The organism is Phenylobacterium sp. (genome assembly GCF_020402505.1).
GTDB lineage: Bacteria > Pseudomonadota > Alphaproteobacteria > Caulobacterales > Caulobacteraceae > Phenylobacterium.
The window spans coordinates 1-15804 of the sequence record NZ_JADBZL010000096.1 but is presented as its reverse complement, the minus strand read 5'-3'; the positions used below and the strand labels follow the sequence as shown (position 1 = coordinate 15804).

Genomic DNA, 15804 nt, shown 5'->3' with positions numbered 1-15804 from the left:
TCGCTTGCACCCGGCGGCGGGTCCGTCCATCGAGGGGGCCATGGACATCGCCCAGGCTCCGATCCGCGACCCCCGCTATGCGCCCGCCCGCCTTGAGGTGGAGGAGCGGCCCGACGGGACCCGGATCCTGTTCAACCCGACGCCGCTCGACGGGCCCTTCCCGACGGTGGCCGGTCCTCTTATGCATTGGGCCGAGAGGGCGCCCGCCCGGACCTGGCTGGCCGAGCGGTCCGGCGGGGGCTGGCGCGAGGTCCGCTACGGGGAGGCCGCCGGGCGCGTCGCTGCTCTGGCCGGAGGTCTCAGGGCCCACGGGATCGGCGGGCCCCAGCCCCTGCTGATCCTGGCCCGGAACGGGATCGACCACGCCCTGATCAAGTATGCGGCCATGAGCCAGGACATGCCGGTCGCGCCGGTCTCGCCCCAGTACGGACTGCCGGGCGCCAACCTCTCGCGCCTCGCCCAGGCGGTGGAGACCCTGAACCCCTCGGCCATCTACACCGAGGACGCGGCCCTGTTCGGCGAGGCCCTGGCGGCGCCCTTTCTGGCCGGCCTGCCAGTGATCGCCGGACGCAACGCCCGGCCCGGGGATATCCCCCTGGCGGACCTGGAGCGCGCCGCCGCCGCGGCCCCCTCCGCCAAGCCCGAGGACCACGCCAAGTACCTGCTGACCTCCGGCTCCACCGGGAGGCCCAAGGCGGTGATCAACCTGCAGGCGCGCATGGCCGCCAACGCCGCCCAGGTGGCCGCCTGCTTCGCTGACCCCGACCCGCCGGTGGTGGTCAACGCCGCCCCCTGGAGCCACAGCCTGGGCGCCAACGCCATCCTGCACATGGTCCTGCACCGGGGCGGGACCCTCTACATCGACGCCGGCCAGCCGGTGGAGGGCCGCTTCGGGGACACGGTGCGCAACCTGCGCGAGGTGGCGCCGACCTATCACAACATGGTGCCGGCGGGCTGGATGATGTTCGCCGGCGAACTGGAGGCGGACCCTGTCCTGGCCCGGAACTTCTTCTCCCGCGTGCGCCTCCTGCAGTATGGCGGCGCCAATCTGGGCCAGGAGATCTGCGACCGGATTCAGGCCGTCGCCGTGCGCACGGTGAGCGAGCGGATCAGCTTTTCCTCGGGCTATGGCGCCACCGAGACCGGGCCGACGGCGGCCAATGTCCACTGGCCCAACACCCGCATGGGCATGATGGGCCTGCCCCTGCCGGGCACGACGGTGAAGCTGGCGCCCATGGCCGGCAAGCTGGAGTTCCGGGTGAAGGGGCCGCAGGTCACGCCGGGCTATCTGGGCCAGCCCGAACTGTCCGCCGCCAGCTTCGACGAGGAGGGCTTCTACCGCCTGGGCGACGCGGCGCGGCTGGTGGATCCCGAAGATATCCGCAAGGGCCTGGCCTTTGACGGGCGCCTGTCTGAGAACTTCAAGCTGGCCAGCGGCACCTTCGTGAACGTGGGTGAGCTGCGGATCGCGGTGATCGGCGCCGTGGGCGACGCGGTGACCGACGCCATTGTCTGCGGCGAGGGCGAGGCGGGGGTGGGCCTGCTGTTCTATCCGCGTCCCGGATACGCGACTGAGGCGGTGGAGGCCGCCGTCCGGTCGGCGGTCTCGGCGCACAACGCCCGGGGCGGCGGCGGTGCGGGCCGGGTCTCCCGCGCCCTGGTCCTGCCCGATGGCCCGGACGCCAATGCCGGTGAGATCACCGACAAGGGCTACATCGCCCAACCGGTGGCGCGGGCCTTGCGGGCGGCCTTCATCGGACGGATGTTCGCGAGCGCGCCGGATTCCGGCGTCATGGTTTTCGAGACGGCCTGACGTGACAGGCCAGCACGGGCGGGGAGGCCCAGACCACATGAACGGCGCCGACGCCCTGATGCGCACCCTGGTGGAGAACGGCGTGACCGCCTGCTTCGCCAACCCCGGCACCAGCGAGATGCAGTTCGTCAGCGCCCTGGACGGCCAGCCGGCCATGCGCCCGGTCCTCTGCCTGTTCGAGGGCGTGGCCACGGGGGCCGCCGATGGCTACGGGCGAATGACGGGGACGCCAGCCTGCACCCTGCTGCACCTGGGCCCCGGCTATGGCAACGGCCTGGCCAACCTGCACAACGCCCGTCGGGCCTACACCCCCATCGTCAACGTGGTGGGCGACCACGCCACCTATCACCGCCAGTATGACGCCCCGTTGAACTCGGACATTCCCGCCATCGTCGCGGCCAACTCGATCTGGGTGAAGTCAGCCGACACCCCGGACGAGGTGGCCGCCGTCACCGCTGAAGCCATCAGCGCCAGCCATGGCCCGCCCGCCGGGCCCGTCAGCCTGATCCTGCCGGCGGATGCGGCCTGGACGGAAACCACCACCACCTTTGCGCCCGCCAGCCGGCCGCAGCCCCGCGCCCCGGACGGCGCGGCCGTCGACGCCGCGGCCCGCGCGATCCGCGCCGCCTCCGCCCCGGTGGTGCTGATCGGCGGCCGGGCCTGCCTGGCCGAGGGCCTGGTCCAGGCCGCGCGGCTGCAGGCGGCCGGCGTCCGCGTCATGGCCGACACCTTCGTGGCCCGCCAGCCGCGGGGCGCCGGCGTCTTCGCCCCGGCGCGGATGCAGTATTTCGGCGAGGCCGCGCTGGAGGAGCTTGCCGGGACGGACCTGATGGTCTTCGCCGGCACCACCCAGCCGGTGGCCTTCTTCGCCTATCCCGGCCGGCCCAGCGTGCTGGTGCCCGAAGGCTGCGCCACCCTGTCGCTTGCGGACCGGGCGACGGATTCCATCGCCGCCCTGAAGGCCCTGGCGGACGCTCTCGGAGCTCCCGCCGCCGGCCCGTCCCAGCCGTTGAAGCGCCCGGCCAGCCCGGCCTCCGGGCCCCTGACGCCTCAGGCCTGCGGCGTGGCCGTAGCCCGTCATCTGCCGGAGGGCGCCATAGTCTGCGACGACGCCGTCACCTCGGGGGGAGGAATCGCGGTCCCCTGCATGACCACGGTCCCGCACGAGGTCCTGGCCCTGACCGGCGGCGCCATCGGCATTGGCGGCCCCATGGCCATCGGCGCCGCCGTGGCCGCGCCCGACCGCAAGGTGGTGTCCCTGAACGGCGACGGCTCGGCCATGTACACCGTGCAGAGCCTGTGGACGATGGCGCGGGAGAAGCTGGACGTCACCGTGGTGGTCTTCGCCAACCACAGCTACCGCATCCTCAACATCGAGATGAGCCGCACCGGGGCTGGCCAGGCCGGGCCCTCGGCGCGCAAGCTGCTGGACCTGGGCGATCCCAACATCGACTGGGTGTCCCTGGCCCGCGGCCTGGGCGTCGAGGCGGTCCGCTGCGAGACGGGCGAGGCCTTCGAGGCCGCCTTCGCCAGCGCCATGTCACAGCGCGGCCCGCGCTTCATCGAGGCGGCGATCTGATCCCCGACCCCGGGGCGCAACGAAAAGGGCCCGCCGGATCGCTCCAGCGGGCCCTCGTCGTTCCGGGGTGAGCTGGGCCTACTTGTTGCCGGGCAGGGCGCAATCCTTGGAGAAGGCGCAGCCCACCGCGTTGACCGGCGTCAGCGGCTCGCTCCTGTATTCGAGGATGTAGCCCTTCAGGCCATCCGCGCAGGCGGTCTCGAGGTAGGTGGTGCCCGAGGCGGTCTTGCCCATGACGCGCACGGCGGACACCTCGCACTCGTTCTTGCCCATCTTCCTCAGGTCCGCCGTCACCGCCTTGAAGGACGCCTCCGGCTTGGAGAACGAGCAGCGATAGCCGACGATCGGCGCGCGGGCGCAGTCGACCACCTGGGTGGTCTCGGCCTTGGTGGTGAAGACGCCGACGGCGCCGTCCGGCCGGTTGCCGCAGGCCAGCTCAACCACGTCCTTGCCGGGAGGCGAGGGGAAGGGCGCATACTTGGAGACCTGGCAGTCGAAGCCGGCCTTCTTGGACAAGTTCGAATAGAGGCCGGCCTGGGCGGTCTGCGCCTCCTTGGCGTCCGTGAGGGTGCAGCCGCCGAGCAGGGCCATGGCCTTCTCGCAGGAGGTGGTCTGGGACAGTTGGCCCTTGTCGACCTTGTAGATGTAACCCTTTCCGTCCTGGCAGGCGGCTTCATAATAGATCGATCCGGCCTGGGACATGCCGATATACCGGCGGTCCTTCACGACGCAGCCGTTGTTGGCCGCCACCGCATAGCGATCGACCACGGCGAGACGGTAGGCGGCGTCATGCAGGGTGCACTTGATGTTGCCGTCGCTGGCGTCGAAGACCAGGCAATCGTTGGCCACCGCCGTACCGTCCGGATTGGCCGGCGCATCGACCTGGAGGACGTAGCCCGAACCCCCCTGGCAGGAGACTTCCAGGAAGGTGTTCTTGGAGGTCTGGCCGATGCCGCGGGCGGCATCCGGCGTGCAGGTCAGGCCGGCCTTGGTCAGCAGGGGCGCGAGATCGGCCAGGGGATTGGCGTTGCCCGGCAGCTTGCAGGGCAGGGACGGCGGCTTACCGTCCGGCTGGGGCGAGTTGGCCTCGATGCAGCTGAAGGCGGTGGGCTTCACCCCGCCCGAGGGGGCCTGCAGGACGAAGCCGACGCCCCGGTCGCAGTCGATCTCGTAGAAGCTGGTCTCCACCTTGGTCTTCGGATCCCTCGTCTTGCCGACCATGCGGGCGTCCGTAACCTGGCAGGTGATCCCGGCCGCCTGGGCGACCGCGGGCGCCTCAGCCATGCCCTGGGTGCGCGCGGCGGCCAGGGCGGCCTCTTCCTTCTTGGAGGCCGAGACGGCTGCGACCGTTCCCAGGGCCAGGGCCAGGGCCGCGGTGGCCAGGCCGATTGCGACGCGTTTCATCTTGGGGTTCCCTCCGGGAGAATTGCTCCTTGGGCTCTTAATCCCTAGCCGCCTGCGACGGCAAGTCGCCTTGAGCCCTGAAGTGGCGGCAAAGGCCGCCCGGGGCCATTCCCACGCCTGCGGGGCATTTGGATTTGATCCCGGCGCGCCAAGGGCCGAAACTGTCGGTCCAAGGAGTCTGGTCATGCGTGATGGTTTTGAAGATCCGGTCCTCGAGGCCCACAAGGCGAAGATCACCTATCCCTTCCCGGGTGGACCGGACCAGGGCGAGGCGGTGGATATTGCTCCCGGGGTGAAGTGGCTGCGAATGCCCCTGGGCGGGTCGCTGGCCTGGATCAATGTCTGGGCGATCCGCGAGGCGGGCGGCTGGGCGATCGTCGACACCGGTCTGGGGGGACAGGCGACCCGGGAGTCCTGGCGCAAGGCCCTGGCTGGACCCCTGGAGGGCCTGCCGGTCACCCGGGTCTTCGTGACCCATATGCACCCCGACCACATCGGCATGTCCGGCTGGATGACGCGCAAGTTCGGCTGCCGCCTCTGGATCACCCGGCTGGAGTTCCTGATGTGCCGGTCCCTTTCGGCCGACACGGGCCGGGAGGCGCCCGAGGACGCCCTGACCTTCTATCGCGCCGCCGGCTGGGACGAGGAGGCCCTGGAAGACTACCGGGCGCGCTTCGGCGGCTTCGGCAAGAACCTGCACGCCCTGCCCGACAGCTTCCAGCGCCTGTCCGACGGCGATATCGTCCGGATTGGCGACCATGACTGGAAGGTGGTCGTGGGCTCCGGCCACTCGCCAGAGCACGCCTGTCTGTGGTGCCCGGACCTGAAGCTGATGATCAGCGGTGACCAGGTCCTGCCCAAGATCACCTCCAATGTCTCGGTCTTCCCCACGGAACCGGCCGGCGACCCCCTGACCGACTGGCTGACCTCCCTGGCGCGGATCCGCGGGATCGTGCCGGACGACGTCCTGGTCCTGCCGGCCCACAACGAGCCCTTCCATGGCCTGCACGCCCGGATCGACCACCTGATCGGCGGCCACGAGCGCAGCCTGACCCGGCTGCACAAGCTGCTGGAAGAGCCCAAGCGGGCCATCGACACCTTCCACATCCTCTTTCGGCGCAAGATCGACCGCTGGACCCTGGGCATGGCCACCGGCGAGAGCCTTGCCCACCTCAACTGCCTGATGACCCGGGGCCTGGCCGTCCGCAGCCAGGACGAGGCCGGGGTGGACTGGTACCGTGCCGTCTGAAGCGGTCCGGGTCCGGCCCGCCGGACCGGACGACCTGGCGACGATCCATGGGTTCATCCTGGACCTGGCGGATTACGAGCGCCTGGCGCATGAGGTGGACGCTGCGCCCGGGGACCTGGCCCGCGACCTGTTCGGGTCCTCCCCCAGGGTCTTCTGCGACCTGGCCGAGATCGACGGCGCGCCGGTCGGCTTCGCCCTCTGGTTCTACAACTACTCTACCTTCCGGGGGCGCCATGGCATCTGGCTGGAGGATCTTTTTGTCCGGCCGGAGCACCGGGGGGCCGGGGCGGGCCTCGCCCTGCTGAGGGGCCTGGCCAGGCGCTGTCAGGACGAGGACCTTGCCCGGCTGGAATGGTCGGTGCTGGACTGGAACGCTCCCGCCATCGGCTTCTACGACCGGCTCGGGGCCCTGGCGATGGACGACTGGACGACCCGGCGCCTGACCGGCGCCGCCCTGGAGGCGCTGGCGACATGAGCGATCCCCCCGTCACCGTGCTTCGGGCGAGCCCGGCGGAAGAGGCGGACATCCGCCGGCGCGTCCGTGAAGTCGATCCTGCGAGCCTCGGCCCGGACCGGGTCATCGCCAACCCCGCCCACGCGGCTTCCCTCGCGCGGATGCTGGCCGACCCCCGCGTTTCCGACCCCATCTACGATCTTCCCCGGCCCATCACCGAGGACAGCGTGCGGACCTGGATCGAAGCGACGGCTGCGGACCAGGCGCGGGGTGAGGCGGTTCTGATCCTGTCCCTCGACGAGGAGGGCGAGGTCGCCGGCTATTCCCGCTTCAGCATCTGGCCGGACCGGTCCTCGGCTGAGCTCGCCGGCGCGACCCGGGCCGATCGGCAGAACCGGGGGCAGGGGACGGCGGGCGCCGCCCGGTCCTTCGGCTGGATGTTCGAGGTGCTGGGCGTGCGGCTGATCGGCCTGACGGCGGCCCTCGACAATGTTCGCTCAGCCCGGGTGATCGAGGCCGCCGGCTTCCGTTCCATGGGCGAGCGCGACAGCCGCCGGCCCGACGGGACGGTCCGCCGCTCCCGCTACTGGGAGATGACCTTGGAGGACTGGCGGCGGGCCCGCGTCTCCGGCCCTGAAGACGCCCCTTCGTGAGCCAGTAGCCAGGCCTTGCGGTCCAGCCCTCCCGCATAACCCGTCAGGGCGCCGGACCGGCCGACCACCCGGTGGCAGGGGATCAGCAGGGCCACGGGGTTGCCTCCATTCGCCAGGCCCACCGCCCGAACGGCCCGGGGCGCGCCGACCTGGATGGCGATGTCGAGATAGCTTCGGGTCGCGCCCCGGGGGATGTCGCACAGGGCCGTCCAGACCTGCTCCTGGAAGCGGGTCCCCGCCGTGGCGCAGTCGAGCCGGGCCAGGGCGTCCGGATCGCCCTCGAAATATCCGCCCAGGGCCTCGGACACGCGAGGCGGCGCCGCACCCGTCTCCAGGGAAGGTCCAGGATATAGTCGCGCCATGCGCTGGCGGATGCGGGGCAGGCCCGAGCCGAAGTCCAGGCCTCGGAGGATCCCCGCCTCGTCGAGGATCACCTCGATCCGGCCAAGGGGTGAGGAGACCTCCGAGACCGTCAATCGGCGGGGCGGCGGCGCGTCGATCTTCATTCGGCGGGTCCTTTGCGGTGGGATGCGGCGTCGGCGTCCTTCGCCCAGAGATGGGCGGCGGCATAGGCCCGCCAGGGACGCCAAGCCTCAGCCCGCGCCAGCAGGGCTTCGGGGGTAGGCCTGTGACCTTCCGGGTCTGCAGCCGCCCTCAGGAGGGCCAGGTCCGAATGCGGGAAGGCGTCCGGCTCGCGAAGGGCGCGCATGGCGATGTACTGGGCGGTCCAGGCGCCCACGCCGGGGAGGGCCGAGAGCCTGTCGACGGCGTCTTCCAGATCCTGGCCCGGAGCGAACAGTTGGGCGTCCTCCCTCGCCAGGCGGGCGATGGCCGCCAGGGCCCTGCCGCGGGCCCGAGGCATGGGCAGGGACTCCGGGTCGATGCTGGCGAGGCGTTCCGGTCCGGGAAACAGCCGGTCCAGGCCGAACCGGCGAGCGGACTCGGTGTCGATGTGGGCGCCATGGTCGGCCGCCAGCCGGCTGGCCAGACCCCGCGCGGCGACAACCGTCACCTGCTGGCCAAGGATGGCCCTGACCGCTGTCTCGAAGCCATCCCAGGCGCCGGGCGCCCGAAGACCGGGATGCCGGGTGACCAGGGGGCCAAGTTCAGGATCCTCGCCGAGGTGCGCCCGCACGGGCTCAGGGTCCAGGGCAAGGTCGAAAGCCCTGCGAATCTGGGCCAGGACCCGGGGAAGGACGCGGAGGTCCGGAAACCAGAGACTGGCGGACAGGGTGTCGCCCCGCCCGGGCTCGACCCGGACCACGCCGGCGGCGCCTGCGACCGCCAGGGTCCGCACATAGGCCTGGCCGTCGATCCGCTCGACCCCCTCCACCTGCCGTTGAGCGAAGAAGTCCAGCATCCGGGGCCAGTCGTAGGGCGGTCGGTAGGCAAGTCGCAGGGTAACGCCATCGGACAGGCCCGCCTCTGCGCCGGGGCGGCGGCGCAGGCTGGAAGGCGTCCGGCCACAGGCGGCCCGGAAGGCCTCGTTGTAGCGCCGCAGGCTCCCGAAGCCGGAGGCGAGGGCGACCTCTGACATGGAGAGTCCGGTCTCCCGGATCAGTCGGCGGGCCATATGCAGCCGCCGGGTCTGGGCCACCGCGACCGGGGAGGCTCCCAGGTGCTCCTGGAACAGGCGTCTGAGATGTCGCTCTCCCACGCCCAGACGCCCCGCCAGGTCCTGCATGTCGCCGTTGTCCAGGGCCCCGAGGTCGATCAGGGCGAGGGCGCGCGAGACCGTGTTGGCGGTCCCGTTCCAGGCGCCGAGCTCCGGCGCGGCTTCCGGGCGGCATCTCAGGCACGGCCGGAATCCGGCAAGCTGCGCCGCCGCCGCCGAACGGAAGAACCGCACATTCTCCGGCCGGGGCTTCCGGGCCGGACAGACCGGCCGGCAGTAGATTCCGGTCGTGACGACGCCTCCGAACAATTGCCCGTCGAGGCGGAGGTCCCGGGTGGCGAAGGCGCGAAAACTGGCGGCGGGATCCAGGTCCATGGCCTCAGCATGGTCTTTTCCGAGGCGAATGTCTGGCGGTTTTCGGACGCCGATTCCGCGGTCGGCGTCCCCGGCCAGGTCAGGGCCTGGCCGGGGAGCGGGTCTCAGGACGCGGGCTTGGCGGCCGCCGGCTGCTGGGCGTTGTTGCCACCCGGCAGGGGGCCGCGGTTCAGGTCGAAGAACTTGGGCGCCATCTTCGGCACGGCCTCGTCGAGGATGGTCTGGACGGTCCAGCCCTCTTCCTTGGTCACCGTCTCGATCGGACGGGGCTGGGAGTACAGGATGATGTTCTCGCCCGAGGCGCCGAAGATCTGGCCTGACACGTGCGCCGCGGCCGGGGCCACCATGGCGACGGAGAAACGGGCCGGCTGGTCGGCGCGGATCTTCTCGGCCATCACGGCGCGGCGGGCCGCGGCGGCCTCGTCCTTGACCGGCACGGACTGGGTCATGCGGGTCCAGGCCACGGGCGCCAGGCAGTTGGAGCGCACATTGTTGCGGGCGCCCTCCATGGCGATGATCCGCGACAGACCGGCGATGCCCATCTTGGCCGCGCCGTAGTTGGCCTGGCCGATGTTGCCGAACAGTCCCGAGGTCGAGGTGAAGAACATGTAGGCGCCGTCGTTCTGCTCGCGGAACAGCTCGATGGTGGCCCGGGCGACATTGAACGAGCCACGCATGTGGACGTCGATGACCCTGTCCCAGTCGTCCTCGCTCATCTTGTGGAACATGACGTCGCGCAGGATGCCGGCGGGATTGATCACCGCATGCAGGCCGCCAAAGCTATCCAGGGCCTGCTCGACCATGCCCTGCACGGATTTGTAGTTGGTGACGCTCTCTGAGTTGGAGACCGCCTCGCCGCCCGCGGCGCGGATTTCCCGGGCCACCGCCTCGGCGGGGCCAGCGTCGCCTTCGTCGCCACCCTTCAGGCCGCCGCCCAGGTCGTTGACCACGACCTTCGCGCCCTCCTGGGCCGCGATGAGCGCGCAGTCGCGGCCAATGCCGTTGCCGCCCCCGGTGACCAGAACCACCTTCCCGTCAAGTGCGCCCATTGAAATGCCTCCCGATGAAAATGATCGAGCCGCCAGTTATTCGAGGCGGTCGGCCTTGCGCAAGTCAGGAAAGAGCCGGGCCCAAAGGCCGGTCGCCAGGACGGCGCCGACCCCGCCGGAGACCGCCGCGCCGACCGGGCCCAGGAATCGGGCGACGACACCGCTCTCGAATTCCCCCAACTCGTTGGACGCCCCGATGAAGAGGGAAGAGACCGCCGCCACCCGGCCGCGCATGGCGTCCGGCGTGACGATCTGGACCAGGGTCTGGCGGACGAAGACGCTCAGCATGTCCGCCCCGCCCAGCACGGCCAGAGCCAGGACTGAGAGGGGCAGGGAGGTCGAAAGACCGAAGACGATGGTGGCCAGGCCGAAGACGGCGACCCCGGCGAACATGACCGGTCCCGCCCGGCGGCGGATCGGATTGCGGGCGAGGTAGATCGCCACCAGTGTGGCCCCGATAGCGGGGCTGGCCCTAAGGAGGCCGAAACCCTCGGGCCCCACATGCAGGACGTCGCGGGCGAAGACGGGGAGGAGGGCGGTCGCCCCGCCGAGCAGGACGGCCACGAGGTCCAGAGAGATGGCGCCGAAGACGATCTTGTTGGTCCAGACATAGGCCAGCCCCTCCTTCATTAGGGCCCAGCGGGAGCCGGGATTGACCTCGGGTCGGGTGTTTCCGCGGATGCCCGCAATACAGGCCAGGGCGAAGAGATAGAGGCCGGCGGCGCCGGCGTAGGAGGCGGCGGGGGACAGGGCGACCAGCAAGCCTCCGATGGCGGGCCCGATGATGGATGCCCCCTGCCAGGCAAGCGAGTTCAGGGCGATGGCGCGGGGCAGGAGGGATCTGGGCACGAGCATGGGCCCCAAAGCTGTCCCGGCTGGCCCCATGAAGGCCCGGCTGGCTCCGAAGGCCGCCGACAGCACCAGGAGCAGCGTCAGACTGGCGAAGCCGAAGACGGAGGCGGCCACCAGGACCAGGGCGGTGGTGATCTCCGCAGCGTAGCAGAGACGCAGGATCGTCTTGCGATCGTAACGGTCCGCCGCCTCGCCGGCGGGCAGTGCGAGGAGGAAGACCGGGATGAAGGCGGCCAGGCCGATCATCCCGACAAAGAAAGCCGATTGGGCGACGTTCATGGTCTCCCGCGCCACGGCGTAGACCTGCCAGCCCAGGGCCACGCTCTGGATCTGGACGCCCAGGGTCGCGGCCACCCGGGAGAGCCAGAAACGCAGGTAGTCGGGTCGGCCCATCAGGGCCCTGAGGGTGGCGGCGTCGACGTCGCTGGAGGTTTCGGACTCGCTCATTGTCACGGCAGCTTGGCCTGAAGCCCGGCGCACGGCAACTTGGGCCCGGACCTGCACCCCCGCGCACGCCCTTGAGGAGTTCTGGATGCCTGGATGGTTGATTGCGGTCCTGACGGAGCCTGCCGACGGGCTGGAGCCCCGCCGGCTGTTCTTCGCCGTGGGTTTCGCCGACCAGGGCCAGGCGGAGTGGAAGGCGGTGGACGCCGCCGCAACGGAGGCGCCTCTGGCCTCTGGGCCGCGCGGGGGGATCGAGCCTGTTCAGGCCCTCTCGTCCCTGACCGATATCGCCATGCGCCGGAAGGGGCTGCTGGCGGGGGAGGTGCGTCCCCTGGGAGAGGCCTGGCCGCGCAACTGGCTCTGATCGCGGAGTTGACGCGATCGACCTGCGGCCCTAAACGCCCGGCCCTCGCGCCTGGGGGGGAATCTTGGCGGACATCCACGAAACCGAAACGGTGATCCGCCCTGAAACGCCTGCAGACGCTGCGGGGATTCAGGCCCTGCTGGACCACGCCTTTGGTCCGGGGCGCTTCGTGAAGGTCTCGGAGCGGGTGCGCGAGTTCGCCCGGTTTCGCCCGGATTTGTCCTTCTGCGCAGAGGCGGGGGGAGAAATCGTCGGCCTGGTCCGACTTTGGGACATCCACATCGGCGCAATCCCGGCCCTCTTTCTTGGCCCTCTCGCGGTGCACACCGGCCGGCGGTTGGACGGCCTGGGCGGCCGGCTGGTGGCGCACGCCGGCGCCGCCGCCGACGCCCTGGGGGAGGGCCCCATCCTCCTGGTGGGGGATCCGCCCTTCTTCGAGCGCTTCGGCTACGCCGTCCCGCCCACGGCGGGCGTGAGGCTCCCGGGCCCTGTGGATCCGAAGCGAGTCCTCGCCCGGGGCGCGGCCGGACCGCTCGCGGGACCGGTCCGCCCCTGAGGACGGCCCCGAGGTTGAGCCTGAGGGCGTGCGGGCCTACCTTTGTGACATGTCCGAGACTCAGCACACTTCCGGCCTGGACGGCGTGGCCGCAGCCGCGCGGCAGGCGCCGGGGCGCGGCCTGCCTCCTGTACACCTGTGGAACCCCGCCCACTGCGGCGACATCGACATCGTCATCAAGCGCAATGGACAGTGGTTCCATGAGGGAACGCCGATCGGCCGCGAGGCGCTTGTGCGCCTGTTCTCCACCGTCCTGAGGAAGGATCCGGACGGCTTCCACCTGGTCACGCCGGTGGAGAAGATGAAGATCACGGTGGAGGACGCCCCGTTCATCGCGGTCCGCGTCGATCGGGACGGCGAGGACCTGGTCTTCCAGACCAATGTCGGCGACGAGGTTCGCGCCGGCCCGGACAACGCCCTGCGGGTGGAGACCGACCCGAACACCGGCGAGCCAAGGCCCTACCTGCACGTGCGGCGCGGACTGGAGGCGCTGGTCGCCCGGCCCGTCTTTTACGAACTGGTGGAGATGGCCGACGAGGCGGCGGGGCGGCTGGAGATCCGGTCAGGCGGCGCGGCCTTCGATCTGGGCGCCTCCGGGGACGGCGCGGCGTGAGCCCTCATCAGCTGGCGGCCCCTGGCGCCCGGCCCTTGCTGGAGGCGCGCCTGGCCGAGCGTCTGGACCCCCTGGCCGACAGGACCCTGGACGAGATCAGCTCGGACTTCGACTTCGAGCCTGACCCGTACTTCCCGCCTCTGGAAAGTCTGACCCCCGCCGCCGTCCTGGTGGGACTGATCGAGCGGTCGCACGGGTTTTCGGTCCTTCTCACCACGCGGCTCGACACCCTGCGCCGGCATGCCGGCCAGGTCGCCTTCCCGGGTGGGCGCTGTGATGCGGATGAAACGCCCTGGGGGACGGCGCTCCGCGAGGCTGAGGAAGAGGTGGGGCTGGCGCCTGGCTTCGTGTCACCCGTCGGGCTCTCCACGCCCTACCGGACGGGGACAGGATACCTCGTCACCCCGGTGGTGGCCTTCATCGAGGATGGTTTCAGTCTTCAGCCCAATCCTGACGAGGTGGCCGACATCTTCGAGACGCCCTTCGCCTTCCTCATGGACGGAGCCAACCACGAGACCCATGAGCGTCAGCTGCCGGACGGCGGCAGTCGCCGGTTCTACGCCATGACCCATGAGGACCGCTTCATCTGGGGGGCCACGGCGGGGATGCTGAGGGTCCTGTCCCACCGCCTCTTCGGGGCGCCGGCGTGAGCGATCCGAGCCCGGACTTCGTGCTTGAGGGCGCAGCCTGGCTGGAGGATCCGGCCGCCGCCGCCGTACTCGACGCCCTGGAGGCGGCCGGAGGGACGGACTGCGTCCGCTTTGTCGGCGGCTGCGTTCGCAACGCCGTCATGGGCCGCGCCGTTGCCGACGTCGATCTGGCGACGCGCCTTGAGCCCCCGGCTGTGGTCGCCGCCCTCGATGCCGCCGGTCTGAAGGCCGTCCCGACCGGGCTGGACCACGGCACGATCACCGCCGTCAGCGGCGGGCGCGGCTTCGAAATCACCACCCTGAGGCGGGATGTGCAGACCGATGGTCGCCGCGCGATCGTGGCCTTCACCTCCGACTGGGCCGAGGACGCCGCCCGGAGGGACTTCACCCTCAACGCCCTCTACGCCGACCGCAGGGGCCGGGTCTTCGATCCGACCGGCCAGGGGCTGGCGGCGGCCCGGGAGGGCCGGATCGCCTTTGTCGGCGAGGCTGACCGCCGGATCGCCGAGGACCATCTGCGCATCCTCCGCTATTTCCGTTTCCTGGCCCGCTACGGGCGCGGGGAGCCGGACCCCGCCGCTGCGGCCGCCTGCGCCGGCCAGGCGGGCAGCCTGGCCTCCCTGCCCGCCGAGCGGGTCCTGAAGGAGCTCCTGTCCCTCCTGGACGCTGCGGATCCGAGGCCCTCCGTCCGGCTGATGGCGGCCACGGGCGTCCTTGCGCGCGTCCTGCCGCACGCCGGCGACCTGTCCCGCTTCGAAGGACTGTGCGAGGTCGAGATGTTGGAAGGCTCGGGCCCCGACGCTCTTCTGCGATTGGGCGCGCTGTTCCCGGAAACGCCCGCGGAGGTCGCCCGGGAGGCGGAGCGCCTGCGGCTCTCCGGGGCCCAGAGGGACAGGCTGATCGCCGCAGCCGGCCGCGAGCCCCGGCTGGCCAGCTGGGCGTCGCCGCGCGAGCAGAGAAGGGTCATGCACCTGCTGGGCGCGGCCGTGACGCTGGATCGCCTGCGTCTGGCCTGGTCCCGCGCGCCCCATAGCCCGGCCGCCCGGGACTGGCGCGAGCAGATCGCGCTGGCGCAGGCCTGGACCCCCCGCACCCTCGGCCTGTCCGGCGCGGATGTCGTGGCCGCCGGCGCCCGACCAGGACCCCTGGTTGGCGAGGCCCTGCGCGAGCTCGAGGCCTGGTGGATGGACGAGGACTTTCCGGATGACGCTGCGGCCCTGCGCGAGCGCCTCGCGGCCATCCTGCGCGGGCTGGAGACCTGAGGGTGCGACTGGCCATCCTGGAGACCGGGGCGCCGCCGGATGACCTTGTCGGGCGCTACGGCGACTATCCCGCCATGTTCCGCAGGCTGCTCCTTGGAGAGGGCGACTCCGCCGAGACCTTCGATGTCACAGCCGGGCGGCTGCCGGCCGATCCTTCCGCTTTCGACGCTTGTCTGGTGACCGGGTCGTCCGCCGGCGTCTACGATCCGCTCCCCTGGATTGCGCCGTTGAAGGCCTTCCTGACCGCCGCCTCGGGTCGCACGGCCCTGGTGGGAGTCTGCTTCGGACACCAGGTCATGGCCGAGGCTTTCGGGGGTCGGGTGATCAAGTCGCCCAAGGGCTGGGGCGTCGGCCTTCATCGCTATGAGACCCGGCCGGGCGGGTGGCTCTCGGACCTGCCGGCTCTCGCCGTCGCCGCCTCCCACCAGGACCAGGTGGTGGAGCCTCCACAGGACGCCCGGGTGGTGGCCGCCAGCGACTTCACGCCCTTCGGCGCCCTGCACTATCCGAAGCGCCGGGCGATCTCGATCCAGCTTCACCCGGAGTTCGAGCCCGCCTACGCCCGGGCCTTGATCGAGGCCCGCCGGGGGACCCGCTACACGGACGAACAGGCCGACGCGGCGACCGCCAGCTATGCGGGACCAAGCGATCGGCTCGAGGTCGGTCGCCGGCTCAGGCGGTTCATCGAGACCGGCGCTGGCTGATCAGGGCCAGATGACCTCGGGCGGCATGGAGGACAGAATGCTCTCGATGTTGCCGCCGGTCTTCAGGCCGAACATGGTTCCGCGATCGTAAAGCAGGTTGAACTCCACATAGCGTCCGCGGCGGATCAGCTGCTCGCGCCGGTCAGCCTCGGTCCAGGGCTCGTGCAT

The 15804-nt window shown here is 71.0% G+C and carries 17 protein-coding genes; 11 read left to right on the top strand and 6 right to left on the bottom strand.

The window, feature by feature from the left end:
* Nucleotides 1-40 precede the first annotated feature (40 nt).
* Complete coding sequence (locus tag IM632_RS07325) at nt 41-1813, top strand: AMP-binding protein (protein ID WP_296483473.1); 1773 nt, start codon at nt 41-43, stop codon at nt 1811-1813.
* A 37-nt stretch (nt 1814-1850) separates the two neighbouring features.
* Nucleotides 1851-3392, top strand: coding sequence for an acetolactate synthase large subunit (locus IM632_RS07320; RefSeq protein WP_296483469.1), 1542 nt, complete (start codon nt 1851-1853; stop codon nt 3390-3392).
* A 78-nt stretch (nt 3393-3470) separates the two neighbouring features.
* Here IM632_RS07320 and IM632_RS07315 read toward each other — a convergent pair whose 3' ends face one another.
* Nucleotides 3471-4796, bottom strand: a complete 1326-nt coding sequence (locus IM632_RS07315; protein ID WP_296483466.1) for a hypothetical protein — start codon at nt 4794-4796, stop codon at nt 3471-3473.
* A 184-nt stretch (nt 4797-4980) separates the two neighbouring features.
* Between IM632_RS07315 and IM632_RS07310 the strand changes: the two genes are divergently transcribed.
* Genes IM632_RS07310 through IM632_RS07300 form a run of 3 tightly spaced genes read left to right on the top strand, consistent with a single transcriptional unit; the run spans nt 4981 to nt 7152 of the window.
* Nucleotides 4981-6045 carry an MBL fold metallo-hydrolase gene (locus IM632_RS07310; protein WP_296483463.1) on the top strand — a complete coding sequence of 355 codons (1065 nt, stop codon included), beginning with the start codon at nt 4981-4983 and terminating at the stop codon, nt 6043-6045.
* On the top strand, nt 6035-6520 hold the full coding sequence (locus IM632_RS07305) for a GNAT family N-acetyltransferase (protein ID WP_296483460.1): 486 nt from the start codon (nt 6035-6037) through the stop codon (nt 6518-6520). The genes IM632_RS07310 and IM632_RS07305 overlap by 11 nt, the downstream gene beginning before the upstream one ends.
* The gene (locus IM632_RS07300) at nt 6517-7152 is read left to right on the top strand and encodes a GNAT family protein (protein WP_296483458.1); all 636 of its coding nucleotides are present in this window, start codon (nt 6517-6519) and stop codon (nt 7150-7152) included. The genes IM632_RS07305 and IM632_RS07300 overlap by 4 nt, the downstream gene beginning before the upstream one ends.
* Here IM632_RS07300 and IM632_RS07295 read toward each other — a convergent pair.
* From IM632_RS07295 to IM632_RS07280, 4 genes are all read right to left on the bottom strand, one after another.
* Nucleotides 7083-7658 carry a methylated-DNA--[protein]-cysteine S-methyltransferase gene (locus IM632_RS07295; protein ID WP_296483455.1) on the bottom strand — a complete coding sequence of 192 codons (576 nt, stop codon included), beginning with the start codon at nt 7656-7658 and terminating at the stop codon, nt 7083-7085. The two genes, IM632_RS07300 and IM632_RS07295, sit on opposite strands and share 70 nt — an antisense overlap.
* Nucleotides 7655-9142, bottom strand: coding sequence for an AlkA N-terminal domain-containing protein (locus IM632_RS07290; RefSeq protein ID WP_296498800.1), 1488 nt, complete (start codon nt 9140-9142; stop codon nt 7655-7657). The genes IM632_RS07295 and IM632_RS07290 overlap by 4 nt, the downstream gene beginning before the upstream one ends.
* A gap of 104 nt (nt 9143-9246) precedes the next feature.
* Complete coding sequence (locus tag IM632_RS07285) at nt 9247-10191, bottom strand: SDR family NAD(P)-dependent oxidoreductase (RefSeq protein ID WP_296483450.1); 945 nt, start codon at nt 10189-10191, stop codon at nt 9247-9249.
* A 36-nt stretch (nt 10192-10227) separates the two neighbouring features.
* A complete protein-coding gene (locus tag IM632_RS07280) occupies nt 10228-11490 on the bottom strand; it encodes an MFS transporter (RefSeq protein ID WP_296483448.1) in 1263 nt (420 codons plus the stop codon).
* Nucleotides 11491-11575: 85 nt separating this feature from the next.
* Here IM632_RS07280 and IM632_RS07275 point away from each other — a divergent pair, with 85 nt between their 5' ends.
* The 6 genes from IM632_RS07275 to IM632_RS07250 all read left to right on the top strand — a co-directional run bounded on the left by IM632_RS07275 (nt 11576) and on the right by IM632_RS07250 (nt 15636).
* Nucleotides 11576-11851 carry a hypothetical protein gene (locus tag IM632_RS07275; RefSeq protein ID WP_293515545.1) on the top strand — a complete coding sequence of 92 codons (276 nt, stop codon included), beginning with the start codon at nt 11576-11578 and terminating at the stop codon, nt 11849-11851.
* A gap of 64 nt (nt 11852-11915) precedes the next feature.
* A complete protein-coding gene (locus tag IM632_RS07270; protein ID WP_293532873.1) occupies nt 11916-12407 on the top strand; it encodes an N-acetyltransferase in 492 nt (163 codons plus the stop codon).
* Between the two features lie 49 nt (nt 12408-12456).
* Nucleotides 12457-13020 (top strand): DUF1285 domain-containing protein, encoded by a 564-nt coding sequence (locus IM632_RS07265; protein WP_296483444.1) that lies wholly within the window; start codon nt 12457-12459, stop codon nt 13018-13020.
* A complete protein-coding gene (locus tag IM632_RS07260) occupies nt 13017-13670 on the top strand; it encodes a CoA pyrophosphatase (RefSeq protein ID WP_296483441.1) in 654 nt (217 codons plus the stop codon). The genes IM632_RS07265 and IM632_RS07260 overlap by 4 nt, the downstream gene beginning before the upstream one ends.
* The gene (locus IM632_RS07255; RefSeq protein ID WP_296483439.1) at nt 13667-14932 is read left to right on the top strand and encodes a CCA tRNA nucleotidyltransferase; all 1266 of its coding nucleotides are present in this window, start codon (nt 13667-13669) and stop codon (nt 14930-14932) included. Before IM632_RS07260 ends, IM632_RS07255 begins: the two co-directional genes overlap by 4 nt.
* Nucleotides 14933-14934: 2 nt before the next feature.
* Complete coding sequence (locus IM632_RS07250) at nt 14935-15636, top strand: gamma-glutamyl-gamma-aminobutyrate hydrolase family protein (RefSeq protein ID WP_296498802.1); 702 nt, start codon at nt 14935-14937, stop codon at nt 15634-15636.
* Here IM632_RS07250 and IM632_RS07245 read toward each other — a convergent pair.
* A partial coding sequence (locus IM632_RS07245) for a coproporphyrinogen III oxidase (RefSeq protein ID WP_296552178.1) occupies nt 15637-15804 on the bottom strand: 168 nt, incomplete at its 5' end.

Bases quoted from the DNA above. Each gene is read 5' to 3' on its own strand.
- IM632_RS07275 (WP_293515545.1), top strand. From the start codon at position 11,576: ATGCCTGGATGGTTGATTGCGGTCCTGACGGAGCCTGCCGACGGGCTG.
- IM632_RS07315 (WP_296483466.1), bottom strand. From the start codon at position 4,796: ATGAAACGCGTCGCAATCGGCCTGGCCACCGCGGCCCTGGCCCTGGCC.
- IM632_RS07280 (WP_296483448.1), bottom strand. From the start codon at position 11,490: ATGAGCGAGTCCGAAACCTCCAGCGACGTCGACGCCGCCACCCTCAGG.
- IM632_RS07285 (WP_296483450.1), bottom strand. From the start codon at position 10,191: ATGGGCGCACTTGACGGGAAGGTGGTTCTGGTCACCGGGGGCGGCAAC.
- IM632_RS07320 (WP_296483469.1), top strand. From the start codon at position 1,851: ATGAACGGCGCCGACGCCCTGATGCGCACCCTGGTGGAGAACGGCGTG.
- IM632_RS07300 (WP_296483458.1), top strand. From the start codon at position 6,517: ATGAGCGATCCCCCCGTCACCGTGCTTCGGGCGAGCCCGGCGGAAGAG.
- IM632_RS07295 (WP_296483455.1), bottom strand. From the start codon at position 7,658: ATGAAGATCGACGCGCCGCCGCCCCGCCGATTGACGGTCTCGGAGGTC.
- IM632_RS07290 (WP_296498800.1), bottom strand. From the start codon at position 9,142: ATGGACCTGGATCCCGCCGCCAGTTTTCGCGCCTTCGCCACCCGGGAC.
- IM632_RS07325 (WP_296483473.1), top strand. From the start codon at position 41: ATGGACATCGCCCAGGCTCCGATCCGCGACCCCCGCTATGCGCCCGCC.
- IM632_RS07310 (WP_296483463.1), top strand. From the start codon at position 4,981: ATGCGTGATGGTTTTGAAGATCCGGTCCTCGAGGCCCACAAGGCGAAG.
- IM632_RS07265 (WP_296483444.1), top strand. From the start codon at position 12,457: ATGTCCGAGACTCAGCACACTTCCGGCCTGGACGGCGTGGCCGCAGCC.